This is a genomic window from Pseudomonas sp. 91RF, assembly GCF_003576265.1.
In the GTDB taxonomy this organism is placed as follows: Bacteria; Pseudomonadota; Gammaproteobacteria; order Pseudomonadales; family Pseudomonadaceae; genus Aquipseudomonas; species Aquipseudomonas kribbensis.
Map to the genome: position 1 here is coordinate 261,882 of NZ_QWFC01000048.1, position 24,212 is coordinate 286,093.

Consider the following 24,212-nt stretch of genomic DNA (forward strand, 5'->3'; position numbering starts at 1 on the left):
CGAATGGCCGTAGGATGCAGCTTTTGCGCCATTTCCAGATCTTCGTCGATTGTTCGATCGTAATCGCGAGCAGGCTCGCTCCCACAGGAGTCAGCATTTACCTGTGGGAGCGAGCCTGCTCGCGATGAGGACTTTCAGCCGCCGATGATCTTCATGACGGTTGCGCCGCCGGAGAACGCGACTTCCTGCTTGTCGCCCAACGCCTTGACCAGCAGTCGCTGCAACGCCGGCAGCGCCTCGTGACGCGGTTTATCGAGCAGGTCACCGACGTAGTGGCGGTTGCTCGACGACAGGCAGCCATGCAGCCATCCGGTTGAGGACAGACGAAGGCGCGAACAGGTACGGCAGAACGGCACGCTTTCGTTGGCGATCACGCCGAAGGTGCCCAGGCCGGGAATCGCGTAGCGGACAGCCGTGGCGTCCACCGGCGCGTCGGTTTGCGCGTATTCGTAGCGCTCGCCGATCAGTTCCAGCAGTTGTTGCAGGCTGACGAACTGCTGCAGGAACGCGTTGGAGTCCTTGGCCAGGTGGCCCATGCGCATCAGCTCGATGAAACGCAGCTCGTAGCGATGCTCAAGGCAGTAATCGAGCAACGGCATGACCTGATCGAGGTTCTGCCCGCGCAACGGCACCATGTTGACCTTGATCTTCATGCCCGCCGCTTTGGCTCGATCCATGCCGTCGAGCACCGTTGCCAGATCGCCGCCACGGGCAATGCTGCGGAATGCGCCGGCGTCCAGGGTATCGAGGGAAACGTTGATCCGGCGTATACCGGCGTCCACCAGCAACGGCAGTTTTTTTGCGAGCAACTGGCCGTTGGTGGTCAGGCTGATGTCTTCCAGCCCCATCTTGCCGACGGCGCTCATGAAGGATTCGAGCTTGGGGCTGACCAGCGGCTCGCCGCCGGTGATGCGCAGGCGCTCGATGCCAGCGGCTTCGATCAGATAGGCAACGCCGCGTGCCATGGCCTCGGCCGACAATTCATCCTGCGCAGCCACCAGCCGCTTGCCGTTGGGCACGCAGTAGGTACAGGCGTAATTGCAGGCTGAAGTCAGACTGATCCGCAAATTGCGAAAACGCCTGCCTTGACGGTCAACGATCATGAAGCACTCCGGCGATGGAAAATCGAGCGGCTAAAACTTGACTCACAATTCAAGTTTTAGCAAGCCCTATGCCTGAGTATATTCCTGCGGTACTGCGCCATGTAGCGAAAAACACGGCGCATAAGGCGACTGAATGATTCAGCTGCTTGGCGTTTCAGGGTCGCGCTTGCGCTTGTTGCCCATGCGCACGCCGATATCCATCAGGAACTGGAAGAAACCTTCCTGATCTTCCAGCACATTGCTCCAGAACGGCGAGTGATACAGCGCCACCGCGCCGTGCACCAGCGCCCAGGATGCGCAGTAGTGGAAGTAAGGCGGCACGTCTTCGAGCTTGCCTTCGCTGATGCGGCCCTTGATGAGCAGGGTCAGGCGTTCGAAGTTGGAAGCACGGATCTTGTGCAGTTCCTCGACCATCTCCGGAACCTGATTGCCCTTGACCACCTTCTCTTCCAGGCGATCGAACAGGCGATAGCGCTGCGGGTCGCGCATGCGGAATTCAAAGTAGGCACGGGACAGGGCTTCCTTGTCCTTGTCGACATCGGCCGAATGCAACAGCTCGTTCAAGTCGCGCTCGTAATCGAGCATCAGGCGCAGATAGATTTCGGCCTTGGACTTGAAGTGCTTGTAGATCGTGCCTTTGCCGATACCCACGGCATCAGCAATCATCTCGACGGTGACACTGTCTTCACCTTGTTCGAGGAACAGCTTGAGCGCGGTATCGAGAATTTCTTGCTCGCGGCGACGAAACTCACGGACCTTACGAGGTTCTTTGTGCATAAGAAAAGGTCTGTAGGGGTCAAAATTCGAAGCCGCGTATTATGCCTAACTTGCGCAAAAATGCACGGATCATCCGACCATATCTGTGTTTCTTGTTCATTTCACGAACGTTTCGGGGGGAATGAGAACATAACCGAAGCGAACGTATTCCAAATTTGTTTAAAAACCCCGACCGGCCAACTGGACTGAACGCCAGACTGATCAATACTTGAACTGTCGGGCGACATCTCCCCCAAGTGTCGCGCCGGTAAAGGTACCAAGGGACCGCGTGCCTTTGTTTTACTCCTAATGGTCTTAACCCGGATTCACCCCCCAGAACCCGGGTTTTTTTTGCCTGCGATTCAGGCTTTTACGTGCGCCAGCGGAAACAGTCGCTTGAAGTTCTCAGTGGTCTGTTCGGCAAAGCGCTCGTAATTCTCGCCCCGCAGCATCGCCAGAAACTCTGCCACTTCCCGCACGTATTGCGGCAGGTTCGGCTTGCCGCGATACGGGATAGGTGCCAGGTACGGCGAGTCGGTTTCAACCAGCAGACGATCCGCCGGCACCTTGCTCGCCACGTCGCGCAGCGCATCGGCATTGCGGAAGGTGACGATGCCCGACAGGGAGATGTAATACCCCATGTCCAGCGCTGCCTTGGCCATGTCCCAGTCTTCGGTGAAGCAATGCAGCACACCGGCCTGGGGCAGCGCGGCTTCGCGCAACAGTTCAAGGGTGTCGGCGCGGGCGCCGCGGGTGTGGATGATCACCGGCTTGCCGGTCTGCTGTGCGGCTTGCAGGTGCAGACGGAACGACTCCTGCTGCAACTCGGCGGCTTCCGGCTCGTAGTGGTAGTCCAGGCCGGTTTCGCCGATCGCCACCACTTTCGGGTGATTGAGCTCGTGCAGCAACCAGTCCAGCGCCGGTGCCGCACCCGGCTGCACATCCAGCGGATGCACGCCGACCGAACAATCGACGTCGTCATAACGCTCGGCCAGTGCTTTGACATCGGCCGCGTTGTCGGCGCTGACGCCGATGCACAGGAAATGCCCGACGCCGCGTTGGCGGGCTGCATCCAGCGCAGCATCCAGAGAACCGTCGTGAGCGGCGAGGTCGAGGCGATCAAGGTGACAATGGGAATCTACGAGCATAAAAAGGACTGCAACTTACATCGTATGAGTGGGACGGTCGGACTTCAGGGCTCCGGCCAGATGAGTTTCGATGCGACTGCGCGCGGTGTTGTCGCCATCGTTGAATTGCACACCGACGCCGGCCGCGCGATTGCCCTGGGCGCCTTTGGGGGTGATCCAGGCGACCTTGCCGGCCACCGGTATCTTTTCCGCTTCGTCCATCAGGTGCAGCAGCATGAACACCTCGTCGCCCAACTTGTAGCTCTTGTTGGTCGGGATGAACAGGCCGCCGTTCCTGATGAACGGCATGTAGGCTGCGTAAAGGACGGACTTGTCCTTGATGGTCAGGGACAATATGCCGTTGCGCGGCCCCGGGCTGACGGGTTCATTCATGTTCACCTCCACTGCTGATGTTCAGAGTCTAGGTACACATTCTTATCTTTGGCCAGGCAGACTCGCCCATTGCACCAACAACGCTTCCAGCAGCAGCGCCGCATTGAGGTTGGCCTTGCTCAGGACTTTCTGGCGCTGGGCGAGAATCCAGTCCTGGATATCGAGGACTTTGCCCTGGGCGCTTTTCTGCGCCAGGTACTGCACGACCTTGCGCATGTCGGTCAGGCCGAGGCCTGCTTCATCCTGGGTCAGTTGATAGCGCAGGATCAGGCTCGACCAGTCGCAGAACCAGTCGAACAGACGCAGCATCGGAATGTTTTTCCACTCCTCGGCCAGTTGCGTCGGCGATTGCTGCTGTTTGAGCAGCTTCTTCACGCCTTCGACCACCTGCGCCCGCTGTTCACGCACGCCCTGCCCCTGCAACGTGACGGCTGCCAACGGCGAGCCGGCGGCCAGGGTCAACAGTTCGACACGTTCGTCTTCGGAACATTCCGGCAAGGCCTGAGCCAGCCATTGCAGGCTCATGGCCTCGCTCGGCAGCGGACAGGCCTGCTGTACGCAGCGGCTCTTGATGGTCGGCAACAAGCGGCTCGGCTGGTGACTGACCAGCAGCAGCACTGTATCGCCGGACGGCTCTTCAAGGCTCTTGAGCAAGGCGTTGGCGGCGTTGATGTTCATCGACTCCACCGGTTCGATCAGCACCACCTTGCGACCGCCCAGTTGCGCGGTCTGCACCACGAAACTGACCAGATCGCGCACCTGGTCGACCTTGATCGCCTTGTCCGCTTCTTCCGGTTCGAGGATGTAATTGTCCGGGTGGCTGCCGGCCTTGAGCAGCAGGCAGGATTTGCACTCGCCGCAGGCTTCAGGCGTCGGACGCTGGCACAGCAGGCTGGCCATCAGCCGCTCGGCCAGTGCACGCTTGCCGATCCCGGCAGGACCGTGCAGCAGATACGCATGAGCGTGGTGAGTGCGTCCGGCCAGTTGCTGCCAGAGACTGTCTTGCCACGGATAGGCCTCAGCCACGGCTCAACTCCAGCAAACGTGGGAGCAAGCCGTCCAGCGATTGCTGGACCTGCGCCAGCGGCTGGCCGGCGTCGATCCGCACGTAACGCGCCGGATCCGCCTCGGCACGCTTGAGGAACGCACTGCGCACGGCCTCGAAAAACGACCGGCCTTCCAGCTCGAAGCGATCCAGTCGACCGCGAGCGCTGGCACGGGCCAGGCCGATTTCCACCGGCAGATCAAAAATCAGAGTCAGGTCGGGGCGCAGGTCGCCCTGCACGAAAGTTTCCAGCGCCGCGATGCGCTCCAGCGACAAGCCACGACCGCCACCTTGATAGGCGTAAGTCGAATCGGTGAACCTGTCGCACAACACAACGGCGCCACGGGCCAGTGCCGGGCGAACGACTTCAGCCAGATGCTGGGCACGGGCGGCGAACACCAGCAGCAACTCGGTGTCCGGGTTCATCACTTCGTCGACCGGGGCCAGCAACACTTCGCGAATGCGCTCGGCCAGCGGCGTACCGCCGGGCTCGCGGGTCAGCACCACTTCGATACCGGCGGCGCGCAGGCGCTCGGCGAGGTATTCGCGGTTGGTGCTTTTGCCGGCGCCTTCCGGGCCTTCCAGGGTAATAAACAAGCCAGTCACAGGCAGTCCTTAATCAAAGTCATTGCGCGTTTTGCGGTGCGGCCGCTTCGGTTTCCGGCGTCGGTGCGGGCTCCTGGGCAGGAACCGGCGGCAACGACTCGGGCGCCGTGTCGGGTGATGCGGCAGGAACGGCTACGCCGCTTGCCGGAGTGGCTTCCGGCATCGATGCCGGCGCCGGGCTCGAGCGGTAATCCGCGCGCCGCTTGAGCTGGAACTCACGCACCGCACTATTGTGCGCATCGAGGTCGTCGGAGAACACGTGGCTGCCATCGCCCCGGGCAACAAAGTAGAGGCTGGTGCCTTCCACCGGGTTCAACGCGGCGTGAATCGCCTCGCGGCCGACCATTGCAATCGGCGTCGGCGGCAACCCCGGAATCACATAGGTGTTATACGGCGTGGCTTCCTTGAGATGAGCGCGGGTCAGTTTGCCGTTGTAGCGATCACCCAGGCCATAGATCACGGTCGGGTCGGTCTGCAGTTGCATGCCCAGCGCCATGCGGCGCACGAACACGCCGGCAATCTGGCCTCGCTCCTGGGGAACACCGGTTTCCTTCTCCACCAGCGACGCCATGATCAGCGCCTGGTAAGGCTCGGTGTACGGCGCATCGGTGGAACGGTTTTCCCACTCCTTGGCCAGCACTTCGTCGAGGCGATCGAACGCCTTTTTCAGCAACTCGGTATCGGAGGCTCCACGCACGAAACGGTAGGTATCAGGGAAGAACCGACCTTCGGGAAACACGCCCTTGTGGCCGATTTTGCTCATCACATCGCTGTCGCTCAGGCCGGTCAGGGTCTGCTCGATCTTTTCATCCTTCGCCAGTGCGGCGCGCACCTGATGGAAATTCCAGCCCTCGACCAGAGTCAGGCTGTACTGAACCACTTCGCCACGCTTCCACAGATCGATCAGGCCCTTGACGGTCATGCCCGGCTGCATGCGGTACTCGCCCGTGTGGATCGGAGTGCCGGACAGATTGAAACGCCAGTAAATGCGTAGCCAGAATGCGTCCTTGATCACGCCATCGGCTTCAAGGCCGAGAATAGTGCGGGTCGGCGTGGATCCCTTAGGCACATCCAGCAGTTCTTCCTGCGTGATGTTCAGAGGCTGTTCCAGTGCCGAATGAATCTTCCAGGCGCTCGCGCCCAACAGCAGCCCTGCCAGAACCAGTCCGGTTTCCAGCAGCAGCAAAAGTTTACGTCTCACGAATCAGGCATCCAGTAGCGTGCGGGCAATGGTTTGCAGTTTACGGGTGAGCGGCCCAACCGGCCAGCTCAGTGCAGCGTACGCGCGTACCGGCCAGACGCCATACACGCTGTTGCAGACAAAGACTTCATCAGCCCATTGCAGCTGATCAAGGCTGATATCGGTGATTTGCGTGGGGATGCCCGAGGATGCTGCCTGAAACAATAATTCGGCGCGCATCACACCGGCCACGCCGCAGCGTTTCAGATCCGCCGTGACCAACACGCCATCGCGCACCAGAAACAGGTTGCTGAACACCCCTTCGATCACTCGGCCCGCCTGGTCGAGCATCAAGCCTTCGGCGTGCTCGCTGTCCTGCCATTCGGCGCGGGCGAGAACCTGTTCCAGACGATTGAGGTGCTTGAGACCTGCCAGCAAGGGCTGGACGGACAAACGCGTCGCACACGGAAACAGGCGGACGCCTTGTTCGCCGTGGACGGCAGGATAAGCCGCAGGAGGATTGCCTTGCAGAATGCGTCGACCCGGCGCCGAAGGATCCGGCGCATAACCGCGCAAGCCGTCGCCACGGGTGAGGATGAGCTTGAGCACACCCTCGCCCATGGCCGCTGCATAGGCTTGCAGCTCGCTACGGATCAGCTCGATATCGGCCGCGATGGCCAGGCGTGAACAGCCTTCAGCCAGTCGCGCCACGTGACGCTCCAGCAGCAAGGGCTGGCCGCCACGTACGGCGATGGTCTCGAACAGACCGTCGCCGTAAGCCAGGCCGCGATCTTTCAGCGACAGAGCGTCAGCCGGTTGACCGTCGACCCAGCAATCCATCAGCCGGCGAACCGACGGAACGCCAACGTGCCGTTGGTGCCGCCAAACCCGAACGAGTTGGACAGTACGACATCGATATCCATGTTGCGCGCGGTGTGCGGCACGAAGTCGAGGTCGCAGCCTTCGTCCGGCTCATCAAGGTTGATGGTCGGCGGCGCCACCTGGCTGTTGATCGCCAGCACGCTGAAGATCGCCTCGACCGCGCCTGCCGCACCCAACAGGTGACCGGTCATGGACTTGGTGGAGCTGACCGCCAGTTTGTAGGCGTGATCACCGAACACCGACTTGATCGCGTTGGCTTCGGCAAGGTCGCCGGCCGGGGTCGAGGTGCCGTGGGCGTTGATGTATTGCACCTGATCGACATTGATCTTCGCGTCACGCAGCGCGTTGGTGATGCAGCGTGCTGCACCGGCGCCGTCGGCAGGCGGCGAAGTCATGTGGAACGCGTCACCACTGGTGCCGAAACCGATCAGTTCGGCGTAGATGGTCGCGCCACGTGCCTTGGCGTGCTCGAGCTCTTCGAGCACCAGCGCACCGGCGCCGTCGGACAGCACGAAACCGTCACGGCCCTTGTCCCATGGACGGCTGGCACGGGTCGGTTCGTCGTTGCGGGTCGACAGTGCGCGAGAGGCGCCGAAGCCGCCCATGCCCAGACCGCACGCAGCCATTTCGGCACCGCCGGCAATCATCACGTCGGCTTCGTCGTACATGATGTTGCGGGCCGCCATGCCGATGCAGTGCGTACCGGTGGTACACGCTGTGGCGATGGCGTAGTTAGGCCCCTGTGCACCCAAGTGGATGGACAGGAAACCGGAAATCATATTGATGATCGAACCAGGCACAAAGAACGGAGAAATCCGGCGCGGACCGGTCTCGTGCAGGGTGCGGCTGGTTTCTTCGATGTTGGTCAGACCGCCGATACCCGAACCCATGGCCACGCCAATGCGTTCACGGTTGGCATCGGTGACTTCCAGGCCGGCATTGCGTACGGCTTGAAAGCCGGCCGCCAGACCGTACTGAATGAACAGGTCGAGCTTGCGCGCTTCCTTGACCGACAGGTATTCCTCGACATTGAAGCCCTTTACCGAGCCGCCAAAGCGGGTGGAATAGGCAGAAAGGTCGGTGTGTTCGATCAGACCAATGCCACTGCGGCCAGCCAGAATGCCCTGCCAACTGCTCGGCACATCCGTGCCCAGTGGCGACAACATACCCATACCGGTGACTACGACGCGTCTACGCGACACAGCACTCTCCTTTTTCAAATGACGATTTTGCATCAGGCCTAAAGAAAAAACCGCACGCCATGATGGCAGTGCGGTTTTTCCATGACAGCATGCAACGATTACAAACTATTACGCCTGGTGGCTAGTAACGTAGTCGATCGCAGCTTGTACAGTAGTGATCTTCTCAGCTTCTTCGTCAGGGATTTCGGTCTCGAATTCCTCTTCCAGAGCCATCACCAGCTCAACGGTGTCAAGGGAGTCGGCACCCAGGTCTTCTACGAAGGAAGCGGTGTTGACCACTTCTTCTTCTTTAACACCCAGTTGCTCGGCAACGATTTTCTTGACGCGCTCTTCGATGGTGCTCATACCTTGTTTTCACTCCTAATGGACAAATTCAGGCAGCTGGCCAGTGGGTAAGTGTATAGAAAGACTTTTCAGCTTTTCAACTGAAAGCTTCACTCCTCAAACCCTGCGGCCCTCTGCCTATAAATAGATTGCAGCTTTATAACGGATTTTAGACAGCTCGTATGACATTTTTTTGAAGCAATCCGTCACATTTGAATTACATGTACATCCCGCCGTTAACCGGGATTGTAGCCCCGGTCACGTATGCCGCACCGTCGGATGCAAGAAAAGCGACCACGGACGCGATCTCTTGAGCTTGTCCCAGACGGCCCAGCGGAATCTGCGTCTGCAAGGCTTCACGCTGTGCTTCAGGCAGTTCGCGAGTCATATCGGTGTCGATGAACCCTGGGGTTACCGAGTTGACCGTAATCGAACGCGAACCGACTTCACGCGCCATGGCACGGCTGAAACCTTCCAGACCGGCCTTGGCTGCTGCATAGTTTACTTGGCCAGCGTTGCCCATGGCACCCACCACCGAGCCAATACTGATAATTCGGCCCCAACGCGCCTTGGTCATGCCACGCAGAACGCCCTTGGACACGCGATACAGACTGTTCAGGTTGGTATCGATCACGTCGTACCACTCGTCGTCCTTCATGCGCATCATCAGGTTATCGCGGGTGATGCCGGCATTGTTGACCAGGATCGCGACCGGCGCACCGAATTGCTCCTGAATGCTCGCCAGCACTGCGGTGACCGATTCGTCACTGGTGACGTTCAGCTCGAAACCTGCACCCTGAATGCCATTCTCTTTCAGGGTCGCAGCAATGCGCTCGGCGCCCGAAGCGGAAGTCGCGGTGCCGACAACGATGGCGCCCTGACGACCCAGTTCCAGTGCGATAGCCTGGCCGATACCACGGCTTGCGCCGGTGACCAGTGCAACTTTACCTTGCAGACTCATGCAAGTTTCTCCTGATTCAGACAGCCGCTGCGCGAGCAGCAGCGAAAGCGTCTGGGGTATTGAGGTTGGAAGTCGAAACGCCTTCGGCGCAACGTTTGTTCAGACCGGCCAGCACTTTGCCAGGGCCGCACTCGACCAGGTTGGTCGCACCTTTCGCTGCCAGAGTCTGTACAGACTCAACCCAGCGAACCGGCTTGTAGAGTTGCTCCAGCAGATCGCGCTTGAGGGTTTCCAGATCCGCCGGCACCTGAGCGCTGACGTTCTGTACCACAGGGATCTGCGGCGCCTGCCAGTCGATGGCGGCGATGGATTCGGCGAAACGCTCGGCAGCCGGACGCATCAGCTCGCAGTGCGACGGCACGCTGACCGGCAGCGGCATGGCACGTTTGGCGCCACGGGCCTTGCAGCCTTCGATGGCGCGCTCGACGGCAGCCTTGGCACCGGCGATCACGACCTGGCCCGGGGAGTTGAAGTTCACCGCGCTGACCACTTCGCCTTGCGCCGCTTCGGCACAGGCTGCCAGCACGTCGGCATCTTCCAGACCGAGGATGGCCGCCATGCCGCCCTGCCCGGCCGGAACGGCTTCCTGCATCAACTGGCCACGGCGCTCGACGAGTTTTACCGCGTCCGCCAGACTCAGGCTGCCGGCAGCAACCAGCGCACTGTATTCACCCAGGCTGTGACCGGCAACGAATGCCGGGCGCACGCCACCTTCAGCCAGCCACAGACGCCACAGGGCGATCGAAGCGGTCAGAATGGCCGGTTGGGTTTTGTCAGTTTGATTGAGCAGCTCTTCCGGGCCCTGCTGGGTCAGCGCCCACAGGTCGTAGCCCAGAGCATCGGATGCTTCTTTGAAAGTTTCGAGGATCAGCGGATGTTGCGCGCCCAGCTCGGCCAGCATGCCGAGGGACTGCGAACCCTGTCCTGGAAAGACGAATGCGAGGGAAGCAGACATGTAACAAGCCCCTAATGATCTTGTCGTCGGAAAAATGGCATCCCGCTAGAGGGACGCAAGAAACTGACAGTTGGATGGCCCTTTGAACCGAGCGGTCACATTTAAGCATTGTCCGACGAAAACGCCTAAGACAACAAATCCTCCAGACGGCCGTGCAGGCGCTCGGGAAGATTCTCCTGAATCTCGATCAACGCCCGCTGAATGGCACTCTGAAACCCCTGAACTCCGGCGGAACCGTGACTTTTCACGACAATTCCCTGCAAGCCGAGGAAGCTTGCGCCGTTGTGTCGCGCCGGCGCCAGATCAGCCTGCAGACGCTTCATCAATGGCAACGCCAAGGCACCCACGGCGCGCGAAGCGAAGTTTTTCTTGAACAAGGCCTCGATACGCGCGGCGATCATCGTCGCCAGGCCTTCACTGGACTTGAGCAGGATATTGCCGACGAAACCGTCGCACACCACCACATCCGCCTCGCCGCGATACAAGCCGTCGCCCTCGATGAAACCGATGTAATTGATGCCTCTGGCGGCCTGCAACAAAGTCGCAGCGAGCTTGACCTGCTGATTGCCCTTGATGTCCTCGGTACCGATGTTCAGCAGCGCCACGCGAGGCCGGGCAATCCCTAGTGTTTGCGCCGCCACCGAGCCCATCACCGCAAACTGCAGCAAATGCTCCGCACTGCAATCCACGTTGGCGCCCAGATCAAGCAACTGGCAATAGCCCTTCTGCGTAGGAATCGCGGCCACCATGGCCGGACGATCAATTCCCGGCAGGGTCTTGAGCACGAATCGCGACAGCGCCATCAGCGCACCGGTATTGCCGGCACTGACACAAGCCTGGACCTTGCCATCACGCAGCAATTCGAGGGCGACACGCATCGACGAATCCGGCTTGCCACGCAAAGCCTGGGCTGGTTTTTCGTCCATGGTGATGACTTCGGACGCCGGAACAATCGTCAGGCGTGCGCGATCGGCAGCCGACTGGCCGGTGATCAATTCTTCAAGGAGGGAGGGTTGACCGACGAGGGTCAGGTGCAGCGAAGGCGTAGCAGAAAGGCAAGCAAGGCTGGCCTGAACAATGCTGCGGGGACCGAAGTCCCCGCCCATTGCGTCGATCGCGATGACTTGAGCGGACAAGTGATTACTCGTCAGCGCCCTTGTCGATCACTTTACGGCCACGGTATACGCCTTCTGGCGATACGTGGTGACGCAGGTGAACTTCACCGGTGGTTTTTTCTACAGACAGGGTGCTAGCCTCGAGAGCGTCGTGCGAACGGCGCATGTCACGGGCAGAGCGGGATTTTTTGTTCTGCTGAACAGCCATAATTGATTAACTCCTAAACGTTTGGGTCACGCTTTAACTGCGCCAATACACTGAACGGGTTGGACCGCGTTACCTCGTCCTCGCTCGGTTCGGGCTCATCTGCTCCCGCCGGCTGCTGGCATTCTTCCGGATGATGAGCAGGCACAATGGGCAAGGCGAGCAGAAGCTCCTCCTCGATCAGTGACTGCAGATCCAAAGGATCTTCGCCCAGTTCCAGCACGTCATAACCTTTCGGTAACGACTGGGTATTCGCACCCTCCTTCACCACGGCGTAACTGCATTCGCTGTGGATCGGCAGGGTGACCAGCTCAAGACAACGCTGGCAAACCATTTTGACTTCGGTGTCGATAAAGCTGTGGATCACCACAGATTTACGTTCATCTCGTTCAAAAACTAATTTGGCCTGCACCGTACCGACATCGTCGGAAAGCGGGTCGCAGAGTCTCTTCAAATCGGCCAGCAGCAGTTCACCTTGAAGGGTGGTGCCACGGTCAGCCAATTTGCGCGGGTCAACGTGAGGTGGAATCGGGTCATTCAACATAGGCGCAGCATTATAGGGATGCACCCACCCATGTCAAAGGAAATTGTGCCCTGTCCGTCACTTGCAAGCCTCCGCTAGAATCTGCAGCCTGCCTCTGGAGACGCGAATGCTGCCTTTATTACTCGCTTCAAGCTCGACCTATCGTCGGGAATTGCTCAATCGCCTGCGCTTGCCGTTCGTCTGCAGCTCGCCGGACATTGACGAAAGTCATCGCCCGGGAGAATCGGCAATCGAACTGGTCAAACGCCTCGCCGAACAGAAAGCCCGGGCACTGGCCGACAGCCACCCAGCCCATCTGATCATCGGCTCCGACCAGGTTGCCGTACTCGGCGAGCGAATCATCGGCAAGCCGCACACCTTCGAAAACGCTCGCGACCAACTGATGGCCGCCAGCGGCGCCAGCGTGACCTTCCTCACTGGCCTGGCCCTGCTCAACAGCCAGACTGGCCACTGCCAGGTCGACTGCGTGCCTTTCACCGTACACATGCGCGTACTGGATCAGACCCGCGTCGAACGCTACCTGCACGCCGAGCAGCCCTACGACTGTGCCGGCAGCTTCAAGGCGGAGGGACTGGGCGTAAGCCTGTTCCAGTCGACCGAAGGCCCCGACGCCACCAGCCTGATCGGCCTGCCGCTGATTCGCCTGATCGACATGCTGCTGGCGGAAGGCGTACAAATCCCCTGATCCACAAAAAACCGGCCACGAAGGCCGGTTCTTTTATGCTGCAAGCGGTCAGCGCAACGACGGACCGTGGAACCCCATCCACATAGCCAACTGCTCGGCCACACTGGCGCCCAGTTTTTTCGAGAAGCGGTCGAACGGCGATTCCTGAACGGTGAAGTCCACCAGTTCCTTTTCGCCAATCACATCACGCGCCACCGAACTGGCATTGCCCAGACCATCGATCAACCCCAGCGGCAGCGCCTGCTCGCCGGACCAGACCAGCCCGGAGAACAGCTCCGGATGCTCCTTGTCCTTCAGGCGATCACCACGTCCCTGCTTCACGCTGTTGATGAACTGCTTGTGCGTGGTATCCAGCACACTCTGCCAGAACGCAGTTTCTTCCGGCTTCTGCGGCTGAAACGGGTCAAGGAACGACTTGTGCTCACCGGAGGTGTAAGTGCGACGCTCGACGCCCAGCTTCTCCATGGTGCCGACAAAGCCGTAACCGGCCGCTGTTACACCGATAGAGCCCACCAGGCTCGCCTTATCGGCATAGATCTGATCCGCCGCGCTGGCGATGTAATAGGCCCCGGACGCACCGAGGTCGGAAATCACCGCATACACCTTGGTATCCGGATGCAGGCCGCGCAGGCGCTTGATCTCGTCATACACATAACCCGACTGCACCGGACTGCCACCCGGGCTGTTGATGCGCAGGATCACGCCCTTGACCTTCTTGTCCTCGAACGCCGCACGCAGACTGCCGACGATATTGTCGGCACTGGCCGGCTCCTTATCGGCAATCATGCCGGTAATATCGATCAACGCCGTGTAATTCGAGCTGCGGGTGGCGCTCTTTTCCATATCCATCAAAGGCGTGAACAGGAGCAGCGCGACAAACAGGTAAACAAACGTCAGCAGCTTGAAGAAGATCCCCCAACGCCGGGAACGACGCTGCTCCTGCACACTGGCCAGCAGCGTCTTTTCCAGCAGCTTCCAGCTTTTCGCATCACCGTCGTCGGCAGTTGCCTTGGCCGGTGCTTTCCATTCGTCGGTCATGCCATCCACCCCAGCAAAAACGTATTAAGCCCGCTGCGCCAGCCAGGCATGCAATTCAGAAAACCGGTCAATCGACAGTCGCGGCTCAAACTGTTGCAGCGACTCGATCGATTGCGCACCGTAGCTGACCGCCACCGAATCCATCCCCGCGTTACGCGCCATCAACAGATCGAAGGACGAATCGCCGACCATCAGCGCCTGTTCGGCACGCACGCCGCAATGCGCAAGGATCTGTTCCAGCATCAGAGGGTGCGGCTTGCTGGCAGTTTCATCGGCAGCACGGGTGATATCGAAATAATCTTCCCAGCCATTGGCCTTGAGCACCCGATCCAGCCCGCGACGATTCTTGCCGGTCGCGACCGCCAGGTGATAGCCCTGCTCGCGAAAGGACGCCATCGACTCGACTACGCCTTCGAACAACGGTGAAGGAACAGCTTCCGCGGCGATGTAGTGATCGGCGTAATACTCGCGAAACAAGGTCATTTCGGCATCGCTGATTTCCGGATATAGCGTGCGGATCGCCTCGGGCAAGCCCAGACCGATGATGCCTTTGACGGCAAAATCATCACGCAACTCAAAACCGGAACGCCCGGATGCCGAGTGCATTGCCTCGACAATCCGATGAATGGAATCGGCCAGCGTGCCGTCCCAATCAAAAATCAGCAGCTTGTAATCAGATGGGCGCACTCAATCGCTCCACAGTCTTGGCCCACATTTCATCGACCGGCGCCTGTAACTTGAGCTCACCGCCATCGGGCAGCGGCACGGTCAGCATGTAGGCGTGCAGAAACAGGCGCTTGCCGCCCAGATCACGGATTTCCTTGCTGAAATTGTCATCGCCGTATTTGGTATCACCGGCAATGCAGTGCCCGGCGTGCAATGTGTGGACGCGGATCTGGTGCGTGCGACCGGTGATCGGCTTGGCTTCGATCAGAGTGGCAAAATCGCCGAAGCGACGCAGGACCTTGAACACGGTCACCGACTCCTTGCCCTCCTCCTCGTCGACCTCGACCATGCGCTCACCGGAGCGCAGATTGCTCTTGCCGAGCGCCGCACGAACCTGCTTGATCGAGGTCGCCCAGTTGCCGCGAACCAGAGCCATGTAGCGCTTGTCGACACCGTCACCGCGCAACGCGGCATGCAAGTGACGCAACATGCTGCGCTTCTTGGCGATCATCAGCAGGCCGGAGGTATCACGATCGAGACGGTGAACCAGCTCGAGTTCCTTGGCATCGGGGCGCAACTGACGAAAGGCTTCGATCACGCCGTAATTCAAGCCACTGCCACCGTGAACCGCAATGCCGGCGGGCTTGTTGATCACGATCAGGGCTTTGTCTTCGTAGACAATCGAGGCTTCCAGACGCTGCAACAGGCCCTGGGCCAAAGGCACCGGCTCGTCACGTTCAGGCACGCGAACCGGCGGCACGCGCACGATATCGCCGGCCTGCAGCTTGTATTCGGGCTTGATCCGACCTTTGTTAACTCGCACTTCGCCTTTGCGCAAAATGCGGTAAATCAAGGTCTTGGGCACGCCTTTGAGCCGGGCGAGAAGAAAATTGTCGATTCGTTGGCCGGCATATTCCGGCGAGACCTCAAGCAATTGAACGCCTGGAGTCGAAGGGGCAGTAGTCGTCATGCCGCGGATGATAACAATTTTTATGGAATTGAAGCACTTAATCATTGCTGCTATAGTCGCGAACGCCGCCAAAAGCGGCCTGGACAGCGGAACCACGGTCAAAAACCGGCCCTGACCAACGCAATTCACCAGGACGCGAGGCCGTCCTACGGGGCTTTCGCTACGTAACGGTGGAGTTTGCAGCTGTAACAAGCGCAGGTGACATGAGGCCTGAATCACGCCGCAAAGCAGAGTTCTGACTCGCCACGCGAGCCATATTCACGGCCAGTTCACAAAGTGCAGTCAGCCGCGGATGACCCCGAGCGAAAGCGCCGGAAACACCGCCTGAATTAGCCATGATGCGTGACCTCCCCTTTCGGAGCTCACGGTAAATGCCAACCCGCTGCGGATTCTGCGCGCGGCAGCACCCGAATTATCAGGGATACGTGTAGGGTGGAGATGCACAACCGCTGGACTGTGTAGCAACAGGCTTTATCAAGACGCTTCATCTCGTCCACAGCCACGGTTGATTCCTCCTCCTGACTGAGTGCTTAAGTAGCCACAGCAAGCAGGACGCGTACGTCGCGATAACGGCCCAATTGGCCGGACATCGCTGGACACGGGAATGGCCAACCACTCCCGACGCACCTGACACCGACCGTGAGAAGTCGTGTGTGCCGAACGCCGTTTCCGGCAGCCCGGAAACCGACGGTACTACATGAAAAGAATGCTGATTAACGCAACTCAACCCGAAGAGTTGCGTGTTGCACTGGTAGATGGCCAGCGCCTCTACGACCTGGACATCGAATCCGGTGCACGCGAGCAGAAAAAGGCCAACATCTATAAAGGCCGCATCACTCGCATCGAACCAAGCCTTGAGGCTGCCTTTGTCGATTTCGGCTCCGAGCGCCACGGCTTCCTGCCCCTCAAAGAAATCTCCCGCGAATACTTCAAGAAAGCCCCTGAAGGCCGCGTCAACATCAAGGACGTCCTGAGCGAAGGCCAGGAAGTCATCGTTCAGGTCGAAAAAGAAGAACGTGGCAACAAGGGCGCAGCCCTGACCACCTTCATCAGCCTGGCCGGTCGTTACCTCGTTCTGATGCCGAACAACCCGCGTGCCGGCGGTATCTCCCGTCGCATCGAAGGCGAAGAGCGCAACGAACTGCGTGAAGCGCTGAACGGCCTGGTCGCTCCGGCCGACATGGGTCTGATCGTGCGCACTGCAGGCCTGGGCCGCAGCAGCGAAGAAATGCAGTGGGACCTCGATTACCTGCTGCAACTCTGGACCGCGATCAAGGAAGCCTCGCTGGATCGTTCCGCGCCGTTCCTGATCTACCAGGAAAGCAACGTCATCATCCGCGCCATCCGCGACTACCTGCGCCAGGACATCGGCGAAGTGCTGATCGACAGCGTTGAAGCCCAGGACGAAGCCCTGACCTTCATCCGCCAGGTGATGCCGCAGTACGCCAGCAAGATCAAGCTGTACGAAGACAGCGTTCCGCTGTTCAACCGTTTCCAGATCGAAAGCCAGATCGAGACCGCTTTCCAGCGCGTCGTCGAACTGCCTTCCGGCGGCTCCATCGTCATCGATCCGACCGAAGCCCTGGTGTCCATCGACATCAACTCGGCCCGCGCCACCAAAGGCAGCGACATCGAAGAAACCGCCCTGCAGACCAACCTTGAAGCGGCTGAAGAAATCGCCCGTCAGTTGCGCCTGCGCGACATCGGCGGCCTGATCGTCATCGACTTCATCGACATGACCCCTGCCAAGAACCAGCGCGCCGTGGAAGAGAAAGTCCGCGAATGCCTGGAAGCCGACCGCGCCCGTGTACAGATCGGCCGCATCTCGCGCTTCGGCCTGCTGGAAATGTCCCGTCAGCGCCTGCGTCCTTCGCTCGGCGAAAGCAGCGGCATCGTCTGCCCGCGCTGCAGCGGCACCGGCATCATCCGTGACGTCGAATCGCTGTCCCTGGCGATCCTGCGCCTGATCGAAGAAGAAGCCCTGAAAGACCGCACCGCCGAAGTTCGCGCACAAGTGCCGATCCCGGTGGCCGCGTTCCTGCTCAACGAAAAACGCAACTCGATCACCAAGATCGAACTGCGCACCCGCGCCCGCATCGTCATCCTGCCGAACGATCACCTCGAAACTCCGCATTTCGAAGTTCAGCGTCTGCGTGACGACAGCCCGGAAGCCGCGACCAACCAGTCCAGCTACGAAATCGCTGCCGCTGCTGCCGAAGTCGAAGACGTCCAGCCAGCCGCCGCGACCCGCACCCTGGTTCGCCAGGAAGCCGCGGTCAAGACCGCTCCGGCCCGCGCCAACGCTCCGGTTCCGACCGAAGTCGCCGCTCCGGCTCCAGCCCCTGCGCCGGTTGCCGCGCCAGAACCAAGCCTGTTCAAAGGCCTGGTGAAATCGCTGGTCAGCCTGTTCGCCACCAAGGAAGAGCCTGTTGCTCCGGTTGTGGTTGAAAAACCAGCCACCGAGCGTCCGGCCCGCAACGAAGAGCGTCGCAACGGTCGTCAGCAGAGCCGCAACCGTAACGGTCGCCGCGATGAAGAACGCAAGCCGCGCGAAGAACGTGCTCCACGTGAAGAGCGCGCACCGCGTGAGCCACGCGAAGAGCGTCAGCCTCGTGAAGCCCGCGAACTGCGCGAGCCACGCGAGTCCCGTGACGAAGCACCGGTAGCCCGCGAAGAACGCGCACCACGCGCCCCTCGTGAAGAACGTGCACCACGTGCTCCACGTGAAGATCGCAAGCCGCGTGGCGAGCGTGAAGAGCGCGTACGTGAACTGCGTGAACCTCTGGATGCTGCACCAGCCGCCGCTGCCGCTGTAGCTGCCACCACTGAAGAGCGTCCGGCCCGTCAGCCGCGTGAAGAGCGTGCACCACGTCCACCACGTGAAGAGCGTCAACCGCGTGCCGAACAAGCCGCTGCTGCCGTGGCGGAAGAAGAAGTCACCACCAACGAAGAGCAACTGCCGGAAGACGGTTCGGAGAACGCCGAAGGCGATCGTCCACGCCGCCGCTCCCGTGGTCAGCGTCGTCGCAGCAACCGTCGCGAGCGTCAGCGTGATGCCAACGGCAACGTGATCGAAGGTTCGGAAGAATCCACCGAGAACGCTGAAGCCGCCGAGCCGAGCACTGCCGATCTGGCTGCTGGCCTGGCTGTTACTGCCGCCGTTGCCAGCACTGTGATCAGCGCTCCGGCCGAAGCTCAGGCCCACGAGCAAGCTGAACGCGCTACCGCTGCCACGCTGGAAACCGCTCCAGTTGAAGCGCCGGTTGTTGAAGCCACCACTCCGGTAGAAGTGGTGGCTGCTCCGGAAGTCGAAGTGGCGCCGGTTCGCGAAGCTCAGCCCCAGGTTGAAGTCGCTGCCGAACCTGCTTTCGTCGCCCATGAGCCTGTTGCAGTGGCAGAGCCGGTTGTCGAAACCGTCGCTGAAACCGTGACCGAAACCGTGCGTGAAGTTCGCGAAGAACAGACCGCATTCAACTGGGTTGCCGAGCCGGCCGTCGCTGAAACACCAGCGCCAGTGGTTGAAGCGCCTGTTGTTGAAGAATCCAAGGCTGCCGAGCCAGTAGTGGTTGCCGAACCGGCACCGGTCGTTGAAGCCCCAGTGGTAGAAGCGCCAGTTGTCGCCGAAGCACCTGCTCCGGTAGTTGAAGCGGCTCCAGTTGTCGCCCCGGTCAGCGCCCTGACGCCAAGCGGCCGTGCACCGAACGACCCGCGTGAAGTGCGTCGTCGCAAGCGTGAAGAAGAGCGTCTGCAGAAGGAAGCCGAACTGGCTGCCGCTGCCGCCGCTGCCCCAGCCGTTGCCGAAGTGGTCGAGGCAGCCCCTGCCCCGGTCGCTGAAGAAGCTGCCGTAGAAGTGATTGCCGAAGCACCGCGCTCCGTACAGGAAGCGGTCGAGCACCACGAACAGGCCCAGGAAAAAGAACACGAGCCTAAACCTCTCGTCTGATTCCGAGCGCCAATAAAAAGCCCCGCCTGGTGATCCAGGCGGGGCTTTTTTATGCCTCGCGGTTTGTATCAGACCTGCGGAAAAACCAACGCCTGGGGTACATCGATATCCCACAGCACACCGGGATCATCAACCGCCACTTCCACTACCCGCCCCTGTTTGAACAAAGGTCTGGCCCCGCGATCACCGGACAATGCCATCAACCCCGGCCCAAACGAGCGACCAAATCCGACCGGATGCCCAAACTCGCCACCCTGCACCGGAACACTGACCGCATCGTCGGCAATTGCCGCCACCACCCGCTCAATGCTCGACGGCAGGATGAACGGCATATCGCCCAACACAATCAGCCAGCCGTCAGCATCCGGGCAAGCCGCCACGCCCGCCGCGATGCTGTCGCCCATCCCCGTAGACTCGATCGAAACAATGTCACACCCATAAGCCTGCGCCATCCGCATCGCCTGTGGCCGTGCTTCGGTCGTCACCAGTACTCGCTTGTCGAGACTCGTCGGCAGATTCACCAGCGTCTGCTCGATCACCGAGCGCACGGCCCCGTCACGCCCTGTGCAATCGGCCAGCAACTTGTCCTTGTCGACACCCGCCACTTCGCGAAAGCGGCTGCCCTCGCCTGCCGCCAGCACAATCACTCCAATGGATCGACTCATGCGCGCTCTGCCTTCTTCTGCTTCAACTCGACACCATTCTTGATCGCGACGATTTCCGCCAGCAACGACAATGCGATTTCCGCCGGGGAATGACTGCCGATCGGCAAACCGATCGGCCCGTGCAATCGAGCGATGGCCGCTTGCGACAAGCCTAGCTCAGCCAGATATTCCCGGCGCTTGAGACTGTTGACGCGCGAGCCCAGGGCACCGACGTAAAACGCCCTGGAATCCAGCGCCGTCAGCAACGCCATGTCGTCCAGACGCGGATCGTGCGTCAGGGCAACAATGGCGGTGCGTTCGTCGGTCTGAATGCTCAGCACCGCCTCATCCGGCATACCGGGGACAAAACGGCCATGCTGCTCTTCCCAGTCATACACGAACTCGGTCCGGGGATCGCAGATCAATACTTCGAAATCCAGCAATCGCGCCATCTCGGCCACATAGCGCGACAACTGTCCGGCACCGATCAGCAGCAGACGCCAGCGCGGGCCGTAGATGGCACGCAAGGTCTTGCCATCAAAAACCAATGCATCCGTTTTGCTCGCCGGCGAAAGAATCACTTCACCGTTTTCGAGGTTCAGCTCGCGAGCAACGATTTCATGAGCCTCACAACGCGCCAGCAATTCGGCGACCCATGCCGGATCGCCGACTCGCTCTTCGGTGAGGCGCAAAGTGCCGCCGCACGGCAGGCCGAACCGCGCCGCCTCCTCCCGGGTCACGCCATAAGTGATCAACTGCACCGGCGGCCCGTCGGCGGGAATTCGCCCGTCGTGCAAGCGGGCGATCAGATCGTCCTCGACACAGCCGCCGGACACCGAACCGATCACCACGCCGTCCTCGCGCAACGCCAGCATCGCGCCGGGGGCCCGGGGCGCAGTGCCCCAGGTCTGCACGACAGTGAACAACACCACCCGCTGCCCGGCGCGGCGCCATTCGAGCACGCTGCGCAGGACATTGAGATCGGCGCTGTCCATCACGCTTGCGCCTTTTGCCAGCCCTGCAACTGGTAACGCACCGGCAGGCTGCGGATGCGCTGGCCGGTCGCGGCGAAGATCGCATTGCACAGTGCCGGCGCAATCGGTGGCACGCCCGGCTCACCGACACCGCCCAGCGGCACCTCGCCCGGCGGCGTCACCAGATGCACCGCGACTTCCTTCGGTGCCAGTGACATGCGCGCCACTTCATACATATGGAAGTTGTCCTGCTGCACCTTGCCGTCCTTGAAGCTGATCTCGCCCCAGACCGCATTGCCCAAGCCCATCACACAGGCGCCTTCGAACTGCGAACGGATCCGCTCAGGGTTGATCTGCGGCCCGCAATCCACGGCGATGTCGGCCTTGTGCACGATCAGCGTACCGTCATCCTTGACCTCGACTTCGATCACCGCCGCCACATAAGTCACGAAGCTGTAATGCACTGCCAGGCCGAGGCCGCGGCCCTTGGGCAATTTCCGCCCCCAACCGGCGGCCTTGGCTGCGGTTTCCAGCACGGTGCGCATACGCCCGGTGTCGATCGGATAACGCTCGGGGGATTCGCCGTAGTTCCATTCTTCACTGAGCGTGCGCGGGTCGATCTGTCGATCCGGGCCGAGCAATTTGATCTGGTATTTGAGCGGGTCTTCCTTGGCCTTGTGCGCCAGTTCATCGACAAAACTCTGGATCGCGAAGCCATGGGGAATGTTCGACACCGAGCGATACCAGCCCACTCGCGTGTGCACCGTGGCTTCAGGGTTTTCCAGACGCACGTTGGGAATCGCGTAAGCCATGTTGGTGAAGCCCATGCCCAGCTCGAACGCGGCTTCGTGATTCATGCCCGGCGCAAACAGCGCGGTGATGCTCGGCGCCACCGTGCGGTGCAGCCAGGCAGACGGCAAACCGTCCTTGCCGACGCCGGCCTTGAGGTACTCGGCCGATACGGTGTGGAAATACGAATTGTGGATGTCGTCTTCCCGCGTCCACTGGACCCGCACAGCCTTGCCGGGAAACTCCTTGGCAAGGATCGCGGCTTCGACAACGAAGTCCGGTTTGGACTTGCGACCAAAACCACCGCCGAGCAGTGTCACGTTGAAGGTCACGTTATCGAACGGCAAGCCAAGGCGTTCGGCGATCCGCTCACGGGTGACCTGCGGCGCCTGACTCGGCGCCCAGGCTTCGCACACGCCCTCTTTATAGCGAGCGATGGCCACCATCGGCTCCATCGGCGCCTGTGCCAGATGCGGCAAGTAGTAAGAAGCTTCCAGGGTGCTGGCAGCGCTACCGATGGCCTTTTCGATGTCGCCGGTGTTGCGCACCACTTTGCCCGGTTTCAGCGAAGCGGCTTCCAGTTCCTTGCGATAGGCGATCGAGTCGTAACTGGCGTTCGGGCCATCGTCCCACTCGATCTTCAGCGCTTCACGCCCCTTGAGCGCCGCCCAGGTGTTGCTGGCCACCACGGCCACGCCACCCAACGGCTGGAATTCCGAAGGCAAAGGGCGGGGTTCGATCTGAATGACTTTCAGCACGCCCGGCACCTTGAGCGCGACGCTGTCGTCCACTGACTTGACCTTGCCGCCGTACACCGCAGGGCGGGCGATCACGGCGTACAGCATGCCGTCGAAATGCACGTCGGCCCCGTACACGGCTCGACCGTTGACGATGTCATCGCCATCGATGGCCTTCGTCCCTTCCTTGCCGATGTAGCGGAATTCCGACGGCTGCTTGAGCCGCAGGCTATCACGGCCCGGAACCGGCAACGCACTGGCGGCAGCGGCCAACTCGCCATAACCCAGCTCGCGCCCGGACGGCGTGTGAATGACTTTGTGCAGTTGCGCGCGGCATTCGTTGACCGGCACCTTCCACTGTGCGGCGGCTGCCTGCTCCAGCATGGTCCGGGCAGCCGCGCCGCAACGACGCATCGGCTCGTACCAATGGCGCATGCTGCGGGAGCCGTCAGTGTCCTGGTTGCCGAAACGCACTTCATCACCCGGCGCCTGCTGCACTTTGACGTGGGCCCAATCGGCCTCTAATTCATCGGCGACCACCATGGTCAGGCTGGTGCGCACGCCCTGGCCCATTTCCGAGCGGTTGCAGACCACGGTCACCGTACCGTCGGCGGCGATGCTGACGTAGACCTTCGGATCATCGATCCAGCCGTTGGGCATGCCATCGGCGCCGAATTTCTTCGGTTTGTCTTCAGCCAATGCATCCTGCCAGCCCCAGCTCGCGGCCAGTACCAACGCACCTGTGGCGCCGACACCCTTGAGGAAGCCCCGGCGACTCAGATTGCTCAGGGCGAAATCGTTCGGCAAGCGACTCATGCCTTGGCCTCCTTCAGGTGAGTGGAGGCCTGGCGGATGGCGGTCTTGATCCGGTTGTAGGTGCCGCAACGGCAGATGTTGCCGACCATCGCCTCTTCGATCTGCTCGTCGCTCGGGTTCGGGTTGGTCTTGAGCAACGCGGTGGCGGACATGATCTGCCCGCCCTGACAGAAACCGCACTGGGCCACGGCAGTGTCGAGCCAGGCTTGCTGGACGATCTGGCCAATCGGATCGGCGTGAAGGTTGTCGATGGTCGTTACATTCTGCCCGGCCACCGAACCGATCGGCGTGATGCAGCTACGCACCGGCAATCCGTCGATATGAATGGTGCAGGCGCCGCACAGGCCCATGCCGCAGCCGAACTTGGTGCCGTTGTAACCGGCGACGTCACGGATTGCCCACAACAGGGGCATGTCCTCGGTGACATCGAGTGGATGATCTTGGCCATTGAGTTTCAGGGTAATCATGGGCACGCCCGCATATTCATGGAGGTTATGGGGTCGAGCAATCTGCCGCCGGAAATCAGCGGTGGGTTCACGCAGATCGACTCAG

The 24,212-nt window shown here is 60.7% G+C and carries 24 protein-coding genes; 2 read left to right on the top strand and 22 right to left on the bottom strand.

The annotated features are described in order from the left end of the window. Positions 1 to 134: 134 nt before the first annotated feature. The 15 genes from DXT77_RS26040 to DXT77_RS26110 form a co-directional block, all read right to left on the bottom strand. The gene (locus DXT77_RS26040; RefSeq protein WP_119429728.1) at positions 135 to 1,103 is read right to left on the bottom strand and encodes a GTP 3',8-cyclase MoaA; all 969 of its coding nucleotides are present in this window, start codon (positions 1,101 to 1,103) and stop codon (positions 135 to 137) included. A 138-nt stretch (positions 1,104 to 1,241) separates the two neighbouring features. Next, positions 1,242 to 1,880 carry a TetR/AcrR family transcriptional regulator gene (locus DXT77_RS26045; protein WP_007950805.1) on the bottom strand — a complete coding sequence of 213 codons (639 nt, stop codon included), beginning with the start codon at positions 1,878 to 1,880 and terminating at the stop codon, positions 1,242 to 1,244. A gap of 341 nt (positions 1,881 to 2,221) precedes the next feature. Continuing rightward, positions 2,222 to 3,007: a TatD family hydrolase gene (locus DXT77_RS26050; protein ID WP_085710924.1), complete on the bottom strand. Its 786-nt coding sequence runs from the start codon at positions 3,005 to 3,007 to the stop codon at positions 2,222 to 2,224. Positions 3,008 to 3,022: 15 nt separating this feature from the next. After that, the gene (locus DXT77_RS26055; RefSeq protein ID WP_085710925.1) at positions 3,023 to 3,379 is read right to left on the bottom strand and encodes a PilZ domain-containing protein; all 357 of its coding nucleotides are present in this window, start codon (positions 3,377 to 3,379) and stop codon (positions 3,023 to 3,025) included. Between the two features lie 42 nt (positions 3,380 to 3,421). Then, a complete protein-coding gene (locus DXT77_RS26060; RefSeq protein WP_119429729.1) occupies positions 3,422 to 4,405 on the bottom strand; it encodes a DNA polymerase III subunit delta' in 984 nt (327 codons plus the stop codon). Then, a complete protein-coding gene (gene tmk / locus DXT77_RS26065; RefSeq protein WP_119429730.1) occupies positions 4,398 to 5,030 on the bottom strand; it encodes a dTMP kinase in 633 nt (210 codons plus the stop codon). Before tmk ends, DXT77_RS26060 begins: the two co-directional genes overlap by 8 nt. Before the next feature lie 19 nt (positions 5,031 to 5,049). Continuing rightward, positions 5,050 to 6,231 (bottom strand): endolytic transglycosylase MltG, encoded by a 1,182-nt coding sequence (gene mltG, locus DXT77_RS26070; RefSeq protein WP_119429731.1) that lies wholly within the window; start codon positions 6,229 to 6,231, stop codon positions 5,050 to 5,052. Positions 6,232 to 6,234: 3 nt separating this feature from the next. Further along, positions 6,235 to 7,050 (bottom strand): aminodeoxychorismate lyase, encoded by an 816-nt coding sequence (gene pabC, locus DXT77_RS26075; protein ID WP_119429732.1) that lies wholly within the window; start codon positions 7,048 to 7,050, stop codon positions 6,235 to 6,237. Next, positions 7,050 to 8,294 carry a beta-ketoacyl-ACP synthase II gene (fabF, locus tag DXT77_RS26080; protein WP_007908259.1) on the bottom strand — a complete coding sequence of 415 codons (1,245 nt, stop codon included), beginning with the start codon at positions 8,292 to 8,294 and terminating at the stop codon, positions 7,050 to 7,052. The genes pabC and fabF overlap by 1 nt, the downstream gene beginning before the upstream one ends. Before the next feature lie 108 nt (positions 8,295 to 8,402). Then, the gene (acpP, locus tag DXT77_RS26085) at positions 8,403 to 8,639 is read right to left on the bottom strand and encodes an acyl carrier protein (RefSeq protein WP_003175607.1); all 237 of its coding nucleotides are present in this window, start codon (positions 8,637 to 8,639) and stop codon (positions 8,403 to 8,405) included. Between the two features lie 196 nt (positions 8,640 to 8,835). Further along, on the bottom strand, positions 8,836 to 9,579 hold the full coding sequence (gene fabG / locus DXT77_RS26090) for a 3-oxoacyl-ACP reductase FabG (protein WP_119429733.1): 744 nt from the start codon (positions 9,577 to 9,579) through the stop codon (positions 8,836 to 8,838). A 16-nt stretch (positions 9,580 to 9,595) separates the two neighbouring features. Next, positions 9,596 to 10,534, bottom strand: coding sequence for an ACP S-malonyltransferase (gene fabD, locus DXT77_RS26095; protein ID WP_064598550.1), 939 nt, complete (start codon positions 10,532 to 10,534; stop codon positions 9,596 to 9,598). A 125-nt stretch (positions 10,535 to 10,659) separates the two neighbouring features. After that, positions 10,660 to 11,670, bottom strand: a complete 1,011-nt coding sequence (plsX, locus tag DXT77_RS26100) for a phosphate acyltransferase PlsX (RefSeq protein ID WP_085612125.1) — start codon at positions 11,668 to 11,670, stop codon at positions 10,660 to 10,662. A 4-nt stretch (positions 11,671 to 11,674) separates the two neighbouring features. Further along, on the bottom strand, positions 11,675 to 11,857 hold the full coding sequence (gene rpmF / locus DXT77_RS26105; protein ID WP_003179396.1) for a 50S ribosomal protein L32: 183 nt from the start codon (positions 11,855 to 11,857) through the stop codon (positions 11,675 to 11,677). A gap of 13 nt (positions 11,858 to 11,870) precedes the next feature. Continuing rightward, positions 11,871 to 12,398 (bottom strand): YceD family protein, encoded by a 528-nt coding sequence (locus DXT77_RS26110; RefSeq protein WP_085710932.1) that lies wholly within the window; start codon positions 12,396 to 12,398, stop codon positions 11,871 to 11,873. A gap of 106 nt (positions 12,399 to 12,504) precedes the next feature. Between DXT77_RS26110 and DXT77_RS26115 the strand changes: the two genes are divergently transcribed. Then, positions 12,505 to 13,083 (top strand): nucleoside triphosphate pyrophosphatase, encoded by a 579-nt coding sequence (locus tag DXT77_RS26115; protein WP_119429734.1) that lies wholly within the window; start codon positions 12,505 to 12,507, stop codon positions 13,081 to 13,083. Positions 13,084 to 13,131: 48 nt separating this feature from the next. Here the strand turns inward: DXT77_RS26115 and sppA are convergent, their stop codons facing one another. From sppA to rluC, 3 genes are read right to left on the bottom strand one after another with little or no spacing between them, the layout of a single operon-like run. Then, complete coding sequence (sppA, locus tag DXT77_RS26120) at positions 13,132 to 14,121, bottom strand: signal peptide peptidase SppA (RefSeq protein WP_114884748.1); 990 nt, start codon at positions 14,119 to 14,121, stop codon at positions 13,132 to 13,134. Positions 14,122 to 14,145: 24 nt separating this feature from the next. Further along, positions 14,146 to 14,808: an HAD-IA family hydrolase gene (locus DXT77_RS26125; protein WP_119429735.1), complete on the bottom strand. Its 663-nt coding sequence runs from the start codon at positions 14,806 to 14,808 to the stop codon at positions 14,146 to 14,148. Beyond that, a complete protein-coding gene (rluC, locus tag DXT77_RS26130; protein ID WP_011335441.1) occupies positions 14,795 to 15,757 on the bottom strand; it encodes a 23S rRNA pseudouridine(955/2504/2580) synthase RluC in 963 nt (320 codons plus the stop codon). The genes DXT77_RS26125 and rluC overlap by 14 nt, the downstream gene beginning before the upstream one ends. 697 nt (positions 15,758 to 16,454) lie before the next feature. Between rluC and rne the strand changes: the two genes are divergently transcribed. Next, positions 16,455 to 19,700: a ribonuclease E gene (rne, locus tag DXT77_RS26135; protein WP_119429736.1), complete on the top strand. Its 3,246-nt coding sequence runs from the start codon at positions 16,455 to 16,457 to the stop codon at positions 19,698 to 19,700. A gap of 68 nt (positions 19,701 to 19,768) precedes the next feature. Here rne and DXT77_RS26140 read toward each other — a convergent pair whose 3' ends face one another. The 4 genes from DXT77_RS26140 to DXT77_RS26155 are packed head-to-tail and all read right to left on the bottom strand — an operon-like array spanning position 19,769 to position 24,127. Continuing rightward, the gene (locus tag DXT77_RS26140; protein ID WP_119429737.1) at positions 19,769 to 20,365 is read right to left on the bottom strand and encodes a nucleotidyltransferase family protein; all 597 of its coding nucleotides are present in this window, start codon (positions 20,363 to 20,365) and stop codon (positions 19,769 to 19,771) included. Further along, positions 20,362 to 21,339 (bottom strand): XdhC family protein, encoded by a 978-nt coding sequence (locus DXT77_RS26145; protein ID WP_119429738.1) that lies wholly within the window; start codon positions 21,337 to 21,339, stop codon positions 20,362 to 20,364. The genes DXT77_RS26140 and DXT77_RS26145 overlap by 4 nt, the downstream gene beginning before the upstream one ends. Next, the gene (locus DXT77_RS26150; RefSeq protein WP_119429739.1) at positions 21,339 to 23,660 is read right to left on the bottom strand and encodes a xanthine dehydrogenase family protein molybdopterin-binding subunit; all 2,322 of its coding nucleotides are present in this window, start codon (positions 23,658 to 23,660) and stop codon (positions 21,339 to 21,341) included. Before DXT77_RS26150 ends, DXT77_RS26145 begins: the two co-directional genes overlap by 1 nt. Further along, entirely contained in the window at positions 23,657 to 24,127 is a 471-nt protein-coding gene (locus tag DXT77_RS26155) for a (2Fe-2S)-binding protein (protein ID WP_085710940.1), read from the bottom strand. The genes DXT77_RS26150 and DXT77_RS26155 overlap by 4 nt, the downstream gene beginning before the upstream one ends. Positions 24,128 to 24,212: the final 85 nt, after the last annotated feature.

Bases quoted from the DNA above. Each gene is read 5' to 3' on its own strand.
- DXT77_RS26040 (WP_119429728.1), bottom strand. From the start codon at position 1,103: ATGATCGTTGACCGTCAAGGCAGGCGTTTTCGCAATTTGCGGATCAGT.
- DXT77_RS26045 (WP_007950805.1), bottom strand. From the start codon at position 1,880: ATGCACAAAGAACCTCGTAAGGTCCGTGAGTTTCGTCGCCGCGAGCAA.
- DXT77_RS26050 (WP_085710924.1), bottom strand. From the start codon at position 3,007: ATGCTCGTAGATTCCCATTGTCACCTTGATCGCCTCGACCTCGCCGCT.
- DXT77_RS26055 (WP_085710925.1), bottom strand. From the start codon at position 3,379: ATGAATGAACCCGTCAGCCCGGGGCCGCGCAACGGCATATTGTCCCTG.
- pabC (WP_119429732.1), bottom strand. From the start codon at position 7,050: ATGGATTGCTGGGTCGACGGTCAACCGGCTGACGCTCTGTCGCTGAAA.
- acpP (WP_003175607.1), bottom strand. From the start codon at position 8,639: ATGAGCACCATCGAAGAGCGCGTCAAGAAAATCGTTGCCGAGCAACTG.
- fabG (WP_119429733.1), bottom strand. From the start codon at position 9,579: ATGAGTCTGCAAGGTAAAGTTGCACTGGTCACCGGCGCAAGCCGTGGT.
- fabD (WP_064598550.1), bottom strand. From the start codon at position 10,534: ATGTCTGCTTCCCTCGCATTCGTCTTTCCAGGACAGGGTTCGCAGTCC.
- rpmF (WP_003179396.1), bottom strand. From the start codon at position 11,857: ATGGCTGTTCAGCAGAACAAAAAATCCCGCTCTGCCCGTGACATGCGC.
- DXT77_RS26110 (WP_085710932.1), bottom strand. From the start codon at position 12,398: ATGTTGAATGACCCGATTCCACCTCACGTTGACCCGCGCAAATTGGCT.
- DXT77_RS26115 (WP_119429734.1), top strand. From the start codon at position 12,505: ATGCTGCCTTTATTACTCGCTTCAAGCTCGACCTATCGTCGGGAATTG.
- sppA (WP_114884748.1), bottom strand. From the start codon at position 14,121: ATGACCGACGAATGGAAAGCACCGGCCAAGGCAACTGCCGACGACGGT.
- rluC (WP_011335441.1), bottom strand. From the start codon at position 15,757: ATGACGACTACTGCCCCTTCGACTCCAGGCGTTCAATTGCTTGAGGTC.
- rne (WP_119429736.1), top strand. From the start codon at position 16,455: ATGAAAAGAATGCTGATTAACGCAACTCAACCCGAAGAGTTGCGTGTT.
- DXT77_RS26140 (WP_119429737.1), bottom strand. From the start codon at position 20,365: ATGAGTCGATCCATTGGAGTGATTGTGCTGGCGGCAGGCGAGGGCAGC.
- DXT77_RS26145 (WP_119429738.1), bottom strand. From the start codon at position 21,339: ATGGACAGCGCCGATCTCAATGTCCTGCGCAGCGTGCTCGAATGGCGC.
- DXT77_RS26150 (WP_119429739.1), bottom strand. From the start codon at position 23,660: ATGAGTCGCTTGCCGAACGATTTCGCCCTGAGCAATCTGAGTCGCCGG.
- DXT77_RS26155 (WP_085710940.1), bottom strand. From the start codon at position 24,127: ATGATTACCCTGAAACTCAATGGCCAAGATCATCCACTCGATGTCACC.